The 9763-nt window shown below is 54.1% G+C and carries 9 protein-coding genes and 1 tRNA gene; 3 read left to right on the top strand and 7 right to left on the bottom strand.

Annotated elements, in window-relative coordinates; all coding sequences use genetic code 11:
* Window positions 1-11 precede the first annotated feature (11 nt).
* The 3 genes from Q7J88_RS13260 to hisZ all read right to left on the bottom strand — a co-directional run bounded on the left by Q7J88_RS13260 (window position 12) and on the right by hisZ (window position 2800).
* Window positions 12-87, bottom strand: a tRNA-Lys gene (locus tag Q7J88_RS13260).
* Between the two features lie 77 nt (window positions 88-164).
* A complete protein-coding gene (locus tag Q7J88_RS13255; protein ID WP_303722712.1) occupies window positions 165-1457 on the bottom strand; it encodes an adenylosuccinate synthase in 1293 nt (430 codons plus the stop codon).
* 56 nt (window positions 1458-1513) lie between these two features.
* Window positions 1514-2800 carry an ATP phosphoribosyltransferase regulatory subunit gene (hisZ, locus tag Q7J88_RS13250; RefSeq protein WP_303722711.1) on the bottom strand — a complete coding sequence of 429 codons (1287 nt, stop codon included), beginning with the start codon at window positions 2798-2800 and terminating at the stop codon, window positions 1514-1516.
* A gap of 266 nt (window positions 2801-3066) precedes the next feature.
* Here hisZ and Q7J88_RS15455 point away from each other — a divergent pair, with 266 nt between their 5' ends.
* Entirely contained in the window at window positions 3067-3201 is a 135-nt protein-coding gene (locus Q7J88_RS15455; protein WP_369682039.1) for a glycosyl hydrolase 108 family protein, read from the top strand.
* 104 nt (window positions 3202-3305) lie between these two features.
* Here Q7J88_RS15455 and Q7J88_RS13245 read toward each other — a convergent pair whose 3' ends face one another.
* Window positions 3306-3611, bottom strand: coding sequence for a hypothetical protein (locus tag Q7J88_RS13245; RefSeq protein WP_303722710.1), 306 nt, complete (start codon window positions 3609-3611; stop codon window positions 3306-3308).
* Window positions 3612-3868: 257 nt separating this feature from the next.
* Between Q7J88_RS13245 and Q7J88_RS13240 the strand changes: the two genes are divergently transcribed.
* Complete coding sequence (locus Q7J88_RS13240; protein WP_303722709.1) at window positions 3869-4135, top strand: hypothetical protein; 267 nt, start codon at window positions 3869-3871, stop codon at window positions 4133-4135.
* A gap of 5 nt (window positions 4136-4140) precedes the next feature.
* On the opposite strand, the gene Q7J88_RS13235 is transcribed toward Q7J88_RS13240, so the two are convergent.
* From Q7J88_RS13235 to Q7J88_RS13225, 3 genes are read right to left on the bottom strand one after another with little or no spacing between them, the layout of a single operon-like run.
* Complete coding sequence (locus tag Q7J88_RS13235) at window positions 4141-6543, bottom strand: mechanosensitive ion channel domain-containing protein (RefSeq protein ID WP_303722708.1); 2403 nt, start codon at window positions 6541-6543, stop codon at window positions 4141-4143.
* Window positions 6534-7625 (bottom strand): magnesium/cobalt transporter CorA, encoded by a 1092-nt coding sequence (gene corA, locus Q7J88_RS13230; RefSeq protein ID WP_303722707.1) that lies wholly within the window; start codon window positions 7623-7625, stop codon window positions 6534-6536. The genes Q7J88_RS13235 and corA overlap by 10 nt, the downstream gene beginning before the upstream one ends.
* Window positions 7626-7671: 46 nt before the next feature.
* Window positions 7672-9174, bottom strand: coding sequence for a leucyl aminopeptidase (locus Q7J88_RS13225; protein WP_303722706.1), 1503 nt, complete (start codon window positions 9172-9174; stop codon window positions 7672-7674).
* 203 nt (window positions 9175-9377) lie between these two features.
* Between Q7J88_RS13225 and Q7J88_RS13220 the strand changes: the two genes are divergently transcribed.
* The coding region (locus Q7J88_RS13220; protein WP_303722705.1) for a carboxypeptidase-like regulatory domain-containing protein at window positions 9378-9763 on the top strand (386 nt) is incomplete at its 3' end.

The following is a 9763-nucleotide window of genomic DNA, read 5'->3' as shown; positions in this document are numbered from 1 at the left end:
TTGCTTTAAAATGGTGAGCCGGGGGGGGATCGAACCCACGACCATCTGATTAAAAGTCAGATGCTCTACCAACTGAGCTACCGGCTCGCGCAACGGAGACCTGTTATACGTGAATCGTTTTAACGGGTCAACCTTTTTTTTCAAAACTTTTTCCCGCCATTATTTTATTCAAACGGATTGATCCGCTGAATCGTCTGATCGCGACGCGGGCCGACCGATACCAGCACTACCGGGCAATCGATCCAAGCTTCTATTTTATAGACGTAATCCTTCACCTGCTGCGGCAGTTGCTGATACTCTTTGGTCTGGCTGATATCGCACTGCCAGCCGGTCACCTCTTCATAAACCGGGGTGCACTCTTTGAGTACGTCAAAATCCTGTGGGAACTCTTCCAGCAACTCTTCACCATAACGATAGGCAGTGCAAACTTTGATCGTTTCAAGTTCGTTGAGCACATCCATCTTGGTCAGGGCGATACCAGTCAGGCCATTGGTACGAACCGCTTCCTTCAAGGCGACTATATCGAGCCAGCCGGTACGACGCGGACGACCGGTTGTGGCTCCAAACTCGTGCCCCGCAGCACGCAACTGTTCCCCCATCTCATCATGCAGCTCGGTCGGGAACGGACCTTCCCCTACCCGAGTGACATAGGCCTTGGAGATGCCGATCACTGCGTTGATTTTGTTGGGACCAAGACCGGCCCCGGTGCAAGCGCCACCGGCCACTGTCGAGGAAGAGGTTACATAGGGATAGGTGCCGTGGTCGACGTCAAGGAGGCTTCCTTGCGCTCCTTCGAAGAGCACATTGTCGCCCGCCTTGATCGCTTTGTCGAGCAGGGTCGAAACCCGGCCGAGATAGCCGCGCAGACGCTCAGCGTAGCCGAGGTACTCTTCAGCGATTTCGTCAGCCGAGAGCGGCTGTTCTCCCAGATACTGCGCTAGATAGAAATTCTTCTCCGGCAGTACATCGGCCAGCTTGCGCTTGAAGGTCTCCGGCTTCAACAGGTCGGCGAAGCGGATCGCCCGGCGTCCGGCCTTATCCTCGTAGGCTGGACCGATACCACGACCGGTCGTGCCAATCTTCTTCGCCCCCGCCTTCTGCTCCCGGGCAACGTCGATCTTCTTGTGGTATGGCATGATGATGTTGACAGCGCCATCGACGACCAGTTGGCTGTCATCTTTGAGGTAGCCCTTCTTTTTCAGGTTGTCGATCTCTTCGAGAAAGACCTTCGGATCAAGTACCACACCATTACCGATCAGGCAGCGTTTGCCTTCATGGAGGATGCCGGAAGGGATCAGGTGCAGCACGGTCTTTTCGTCGCCAACCACCAAGGTATGCCCGGCGTTGTTCCCGCCCTGAAAACGGACTACCTGCTGGGAGTACTCGGTATAGATATCGACGATCTTGCCTTTTCCTTCGTCGCCCCACTGGGCGCCGACGATAATTACGTTGGCCATATGATTCAGTAACTCCTGTCTCGTCGACCGGCTGGGTCGACTGGGTATGAAAAGAACTAGAGTTCTAGTCCGTCCTGATACACCTGTTGCCAAGGAAGTTGTCGGGCCTGACCATCAGTCAGACAATTCAACTCAACATCATCTTCTTCGCCTGCGACCACAAGCAAGTACTTGAAATTCATCTGTTTGGCATAGTCGAGTGCTGCAGCCCGATCGCGCGGCAGAATATCACGTGCAACCGAATAGCCCTGCTGTCGCAGTTTATGAGCCAGTTGCTGTGCCGGACGCAGTTGCTTGCCGCTGGCAAAAATCAACAGGTCTGTCGCCGGTTCGACCTGAGCATCAAGGTCTTTATCGAGAGCGAATAGCAGATGCAGCAGACTAAAGGTGAAACCGGTTGCCGGGGCATCGAAGCCATACTTTTGGGTCAGGTTGTTGTAACGTCCGCCACCGCAGACCGCGCGGCCAACGCCGGGCAGAAAACCCTGGAAAGTGATGCCGGTGTGGTAGTTTAATCCACGCAATTCGCCGAGATCGACAGTGACATGATCGAGCACCCCATACACCTCCAGTACGTCGAGAACCTGTGCCAAGTTGTCCAGCGCCTTACGCGAACGCTCATTGCACACCACTTTCTCTGCCCGCGCCAACACTTCGCGCCCACCAAACAGGCGCGGCAGCGCCAACACCTCGTCACGAGCCGAGGTTTCCAGTTCTGCATCCTTCAACAAAGTCTGCAACTCGGAGCTGTCTTTACGCAGAATAGCGTCGGCCACTTGGTCTGCCAAACGGCCTTCTAGGGACAGCCCGTCCATGACACCACGGAAAAAATCGACTTGGCCGATATCGATGGTGAACTCTTCGGCACCGACCGCCTGTAACGCTTCCACCGCCATGGCGATCATCTCGGCATCCGCTTCCGGACTATCGAGCCCGATCAGTTCGACTCCGGTCTGGAAGATGTCGCGGTCCTTGCCCATCTGCTGCTCGGTATGCCTCAGTACCCGACCACTATAGCTGAGTCGCAGCGGCAGCGGCCGCTCGCTCATGCGAGTTGCGGCGATCCGAGCAATCTGTGGTGTCATGTCGGGAGGGAAGGCGACCAGCCGACCACTCTGTCGATCGTCGAAACGGAAGGCTCGATCACGCAACCCCTCGCCCATCCCCAATTCGAGGACATCCAGATATTCGAGCTGTGGGGTGATCACCGGGCGAAAGCCCCAGGCGTTAAATACCTGCCGCAGCTTCTGTTGCAGGTAATCCGCTTTGGCTGCTTTGAGCGGCAGGAAATCCTTGACCCCTTTCGGCAAATCGGTTTCCAACCGTATATCGGAAGAACGCATTGTAAACTCCATCCCGTCAGCCGCCAGCGACCGACAGTTGGTTAACTTTGATTTTTCAGCCTTGCCGAGCCACGTTACCAGTGTCAGGACTCTGGCCGAACGTGGCAATCTAGCAACAGTTCGGGGGCGATGTCAAGAGAGCCCAAAACGGTCAAGAGTTAATATTTTTCTAGTCACTTGTATCCCTCGAAAAAGCCTGCTTCATTTTAACGAAATCAACTCCAAAGCGTTAAGAAACCAGACCTGCTAGAAGGGCGTGATGGCAAATTTCGAACAATGCCTTTCAGATTACCCTCGGCCATGAGGGCGGCTATGCCTTTGCCCCCGACGATGCAGGCGGTGAAACCTACAAAGGGCTGGTACGCCACCATCATTCGAGCTGGCTAGGAGGTGGAGAATGAATTACTCGTAAACCGATCGTGCTGACCGCCATTGTTCTGTTTGTCCTCTGCAGCTGTGCGAAAATCCCCCAGGAGTTGGTCGAGCTGTCGATCGCCCTGGGTGATCAACTCGTCAGCCTGGAAAAGGCCCATCTGCCCTGCTCGAAAGCTTTATCACCGCCAAGGAACAACAGATCGACCGCTTCATGGAAGAACAGTGGGCCCCCTAATTCAACCGCAATTTCTTCAGCAATGCCAAGAGCAAAAGCAAATGGCAGGAAGTCAGTACTTCCCAGGATCCCGCTGACCGCGACAATTTTCTCCAATGGGTCGGCATGATCATTCAACAAAAGCTCCAGGAGAAACGTCAGCACCTGCTCACCCCCTGGCCGAAACCAAACGCCAACTGCACCGTCAGCTGTAGCAGACATATCTCCAGGCCTATAGCATGAATGACAGCTTCACCCGACTGTTTAGCAGCGCGGCCACGCTGCAAAACAAACGGCAACATTACCAGCGGCTACTCGGCATCGACGAAAACAAAATTAATACGAGTCTCATCTAGATAGACAGCTCGGTCTTTCAACTACTCGGCACATCCGGAGCGATCGGCAGCCAGATTGAACAGACCAAGGCCTACCTAGATGCCCTAAAGCCGCTGGAAGATCAATTTAGGGGGAGGTAAATAATGCCGGTCACATTCGACACGATAGATATCAAGAAGATCGCCGACAACGCGGCACGCCAGACCGATGCCCATCTGCAGGGGCAGATCTCTTCTTTGACCCGTCTGACCGACGATGACATCGCTGCTCCCTTCCCGCAGGCACAGGACGCCAAAAAGCTAGTGGAGTTGATGCGCATCGTCCGCTCAATCCGGAGCGAAAACGGCAAGATTCTGCAGCGAATCGACAACAGCGAACGTTTTGTCGGTGTCGTCCTGAACCTGGTCTGAACGGTTCAGGAATCGGTAGTTCCAGGAAAAATCCCCGGCTCGACCGAACGCAGGTGCAGGTCGTGTTGTGAAAAGGGGATTTCGATGTTTTCCTCGCGGAACCGTTTATCGATGTAGAGCAGCAGCTCGTTCTTGATCCGCGGCCGGTTATCGACATTGCCGATCCAGGCCCGCAGCTCGAAATCGAGCGAACTCGCCCCGAACTGTACGAACAACGGTGAAGGCTTGGGATTTTTCAGCACCTCGGCATGTTGCTGACCGGCCTCTGAGAGAATCGACAAGACCAGTTCCAGATTGCTGCCATATGCGACTCCAACCGGCACAACCAAGCGCACACGGCGATTGGAAAGCGTCCAGTTGGTGACCTTTTGCGAAATCATCTGCGAGTTCGGCACAATCAGCTCGGCCTCATCCAGGTTCCGCACTACCGTCGAACGCATTCCGATCCGTATGACGATCCCGTACTCGCCGTCGATCACCACGCCATCACCGACTTTGATCGGTCGCTCGAACAGTAGAATCAAACCGGAGAGAAAATTGTTGACAATGTCCTGCAAGCCGAAACCAATACCGACCCCGAAGGCGCCAAGCAGTACGACAAAATTCTGCACGCCTAAACCGAGCATGCTAAGGGCGAGCAGCAAGCCGGTCAGGACAATTGCGTAATGAATCAGCTTCTTGACCGCGTCCTGTACCCCGCGATCAGCATTCCGCTTGCGCAGCACCTGCGTTTCAGTGACCGCCTGAAGCACCCAAGACGCCTGAAGTGCCAGATAAAATGCGATCAGCGCCGACCCGAACATCTGCGCCGTCAGGCTGAAGCTGCCGATCTCGATCGACAGTTCAGAGAAGAAAAGCCAGCCCTCATTGAGGGTCGAAAACAGGCGCCAGACCGGCAGCAGGTAAAAAACTGAAAAACTGTAGATCACAAAGGCAACCAAGTGTCTCAGACGCGCACCCAGTTCACACCCATATTCCTGAAAAAAAGGCCACTGGGACTGGACCAGCGCATCATTGCTCAACTCGATGCCCCCATTGATCAGCCGCACCGCCATCCGGACGAACAGAAAAACCATTCCGGTCTCGAACGTCGCCTGGATCAGCCAGGTGGAGAAATTCATAAACCCGGCCAGTTGCCCGAAAAAACTGAGACAGAGGACAATCATAGCAATCCGTAGCAGAGTCCTATAGAAACGCCCCTGCCCTGCGGTACGGCGTTGACGAGACTCACCAATCTGGCGATACAGCAGCGGCACAAAGGCAACCGCCATCGCGAGGATATAGATACGGAACAAAGGTTGCGGAAACGAGATTAGCAAAAAGAAATTAGTCAGCAGGAAAACAACCGCTGCAAGGATAAGAAAACGGACCTGCCGGCGATTTTCGAGTAACGGAGTGGCCAGAACTACCGCAGTAGCTACCGCAAAGCAAACCAACATGAAGCGCAACATCGCCGGGGGCGCTGGCAGCCAGAGCCAGCCAGCAGCGACGGCAACGAACCCGGCTGCCCCCAGAGGCCGCCTGAGAATGAAATGCCAATCTTCACTCGCCGTATGGCGCGCCCGAAAATAGAATAGCAACCAGGCGACCAGAACCATCACGCCGCCAAGTAGAGCCAGCCGCCAAGCGTTCTCCTGCAGATACCGCTTATCGAACTTCAGTGCGGCAGCCGCCCCCTCTTTCATCTGCTCGGTGAGGGCAGGAGAAAACTGGTGATAATAATCGGCAGAGAAAAAGGAGTAAGCGTTTCTCCGAAAGGTTGCCTTCCGTAACTTGCCAAGAGCAACCGAAAGCTGGTCGGTCGCCAGCAGCAGTTCCTGCTGAGAGGAGCCGATCTTTTCCTGCAACTGCAACAGATGATCGGTGGTCTGCGTCAGCTCCTTCTGCAGCCTGGCGAGCAGCTGTTTAGCTTCAGCGATCGTCTGTTTGGGGAGCTTCACATCCTGCTTCTTAAGTTCCGCTTCCCAGGCAGACCAGAACTCGAGGCTTTTTTGCAGCTGTGCACGAATTTTTTCCGCGTCCTGCTGGCGTAAGGTTAAGCGCTGCTGAAGCCCATTCACCCCCTGACGCAGCTGCCCATAACGAGTCAGGTAATGATTCAGCCGATCAACATACCAGTCTTCGGGAGACCCAAGTGACTGCATCTCGTCGCTGATCAGTTTGAACTGTTGGGTAATTTCAGCCAGCGCATCATCCTGACCGACCAAATCCGCTAACTGCTTCAATTTCTCTTCGGAGCTGACGACAAAATCGTTCAGCGCGACGAAGCGAGCACCCAGCTCACTGAGCCCAGGCGACTCAGCGACAACATCACCGTTCCCATTCGCCGGAGGCTCCGCGGCATACAACTTGGGAGTCAAACCCAACCCGAGCAGAAAGACAATAAGGCAGACAACTCTTAAAACCATTTTTTCCTCTTGAAAAACCAAAGCATGACAACGGCACAAATCAGCATCAGCCCCAAAGCCATCGGATACCCGTAGCGCCACTTCAATTCCGGCATCAACTCGAAGTTCATGCCATAGATCCCAGCGACAAAGGTTAACGGGATAAAGATTGAAGCCATGATGGTCAGTACCTGCATCACCTCATTCATCCGCTGGCTGACCGTCGACATATACAGATCAACCAGGCCGGAAGCGGTATCACGATAGTTCTCAACCGTATCGAGTACCTGAATGGTGTGATCATAAAGATCGCGCAGAAAGGGGGTAATCGATTCGTCGAACATCTCCGATTCGTTTTGCAGCAGGCTAGCGGTCAGTTCGCGCATCGGCCAGATCGTCTTACGCAAGAACATCAACTGCCCCTTCAGATGGTGAACCTGCTGTAACAACTCCTGACTCGGGTGGCTGAGCAGTTCCGATTCCAAGAAATCAAGCAGGTCACCAATCTTCTGCAGCACATGAAAATAACTGTCAACCACCGAATCGATCAGCGCGTAGGCCAGATAATCCGCGCCGCGCTGGCGGATTCGGCCGCTTTTCCGTTTCAGGCGCTCGCGAACCCCTTCGAACACATCACCCATCCGCTCCTGAAAGGTCAGCAACTGCTTCTCTTTCAGCACCAGGCTGATCTGTTCCGCCTCGAGCCGCTTGTTCTGCCTATCAAAAAAGAACATCTTGGTGATCAGCAGTACGCAATCATCAAACTCTTCGAATTTCGGGGGATGACCGGTGTTGAGGATATCCTCCAATGCCAACGGATGGAGATTGAACTCTTTGCCGAAACGTTCCAGCAGGGAAATATCGTGGATACCGTCCAGATTGATCCAGCTTACGCCAGCCGACTTTTTCGACTCCAAGCAGGTTTCGAGCGGAATATCTTTTTGTACCCGCAGATGGTCTTCGCCATATTCAATACAGGAGAAAATCGGTCGTTCAACCTTCTGCTCACCAACATGAATCAGCGTTCCGGGCGGCAAACCGACTTTCTTCGGCGAGCTGCGAAACAACGAGGTAACCGTTTGAAGAGGATTGAAAATCTGCATCTCTCAGCCTCCTACACATCGGCAAAGTATAGCAGGAAAAGGCTAGTTACTGCGACATACCGCACAGGTATTCAGTCAACAACCGCACACCATAACCTGTTCCCCCTTTCGGCTGTCCGGCCTTGCCCTTTCCTTCCCAAGCCATCCCGGCGATGTCGAGGTGCGCCCAGGTGTAATCGTCAGCAAACTTCTGCAGAAATGCCGCCGCGGTAATGGTGCCTGCGGGACGTCCGCCGACATTCTTGACGTCGGCAAAATCACTCTTGATCTGCTCGGCATATTCTCCCCAGAGCGGCAGCTGCCAAAGTCTTTCGCCACTTCGTTCGCCAGCCTTAATCAGTTGGCGGATCAAACCATCGTGGTTACCGAGAACTGCAGCCGCCTGATTACCCAGACCGATAATCACTGCGCCGGTTAACGTGGCGACATCGATCACCACCCGCGGCTCAAAGCGACCGACAAAAGTCAGGGCGTCGGCCAAAATCAACCGCCCCTCGGCGTCTGTATTGAGAACCTCGATCGTCTTACCCGACAACGAGGTCAGGATATCTCCAGGACGGATGGCTGTACCGGAAGGCATATTCTCGACCGCCGGCACCACCGCCACCAAGTTAATCGGCAGCTTCAGCCCGGCAACCGCCATGATGGTACCGAACACCGCAGCAGCGCCCCCCATGTCCATTTTCATCTCGTCCATGCCTTCGGATGGTTTCAGCGAAATCCCCCCGGCATCGAACACCACACCTTTCCCGACTAGCGCAATCGGCTTTTCATCACCGGTGCCGCCACGGTATTCAAGCACAATCAGGTAAGGATCCCGCTTGCTCCCCTGGGCAACCCCGAGCATGGCACCAAAGCCTTGCTGCTCCAGTTTTTTACGGTTAAGCAGGGTCGCCTTGATGCCGAGTTTTTCGGCCATCCCGATGGCCTGCATGGCCAGAAATTCAGGGGACTTTTCGTTGCCGGGCGCGTTGACTAGGTCGCGCGCGAAACAGACCCCAGAGGCGATTGCTTCAGCTTTTCGCACGGCAGATTCGGCCACGCTTTTGCTCTCTTTGTCATCGATCAGCAGTGCGACCTTATCGAGTTGCGCCGGTCGCCCCGCCCGGTCCTGCGGCAAGTAACGCTCGTAACGATAGTCGGCGAGCAGAAAGCCTTCGGCTGCCGCCTGCACTTTCCCGTCAAGGGTGATTTTCTTGGTCGGCGTCTGCGGCAGTGCGAACATGAAAGAACCCAGCTGCTTGTCGGCTAACAGCTTGGCGATCGCACTCGCCGCTTGCCGCAGGGCGCGCAGATCATAGCCCTTCTCCTTGCCCAACCCCCACAGAAGAACCCGTTCAGCCACCAGCTTCCGGCCAACATGAAACAGAAGGCTCTCCCCTTTCCGGCCTGAAAATTCTTTGCTTTTGACCGCTCTGGAGAGGGCTCTGTCAATTCCTTGGTCCAATTGCTGTAGTAAATCCCCTTTCAGCTTCCCTTCGAACACACCGATGACCAGGCAGGGAGTTTTCAGTTTCAGCACAGCGCCTTTTTTAATCGTGAGATTCATTCCGGCTCCTTTCATATCAGTAAAACGTCAAACGACAGTTGATTCTTCCAACAAACCGATATCACAAATTCTTTCCGTTCCCAAACAATGATAGCACCCTGGCATATTTTTTTGACAATTGCGCATAACTCGATAGACTTTCTGAAGTTTGCTAGATCGTCATCTATATCGATTCCACAGATTAAATTTAGAGGGAGGCTCCCATGAGATTTCTGCTGTCTCTGGCACTGTTGCTCAACTTATTAGTCGGATGCGCACCACAAGCGCAGCAAGCCACCTACCTTGATGGTAATGGCAAAAGCGGGATTACCGGCAAAGTCTTTTTAAAACAGGAGGGGCAACCGCTCAGTGGTGCCTACGTCAATGTCTACCCCAACCATGCCCCGAACCTGCTCGGGCCATCGACCTATATCTCCAGCCCGACAGATGCTTCAGGTAACTACCGCATTGATGTTCCGCCGGGCAAATATTTCGTGGTTGCCCGCAAGCGCTTGAACGGCATGGCAACCGGTCCGATCAATCCGGGCGATTTTTTCTCTGAGGATGCTCGTCTGCTCACTGAAATCAAAACAGGAAAATTGACCAAAAT

Source organism: Malonomonas rubra (assembly GCF_003247215.1).
Classification (GTDB): Bacteria; Desulfobacterota; Desulfuromonadia; order Desulfuromonadales; family Geopsychrobacteraceae; genus Malonomonas; species Malonomonas rubra_A.
The sequence above is the reverse complement of the archived record's forward strand: the minus strand, read 5'-3'. Positions and strand labels throughout refer to the sequence as shown.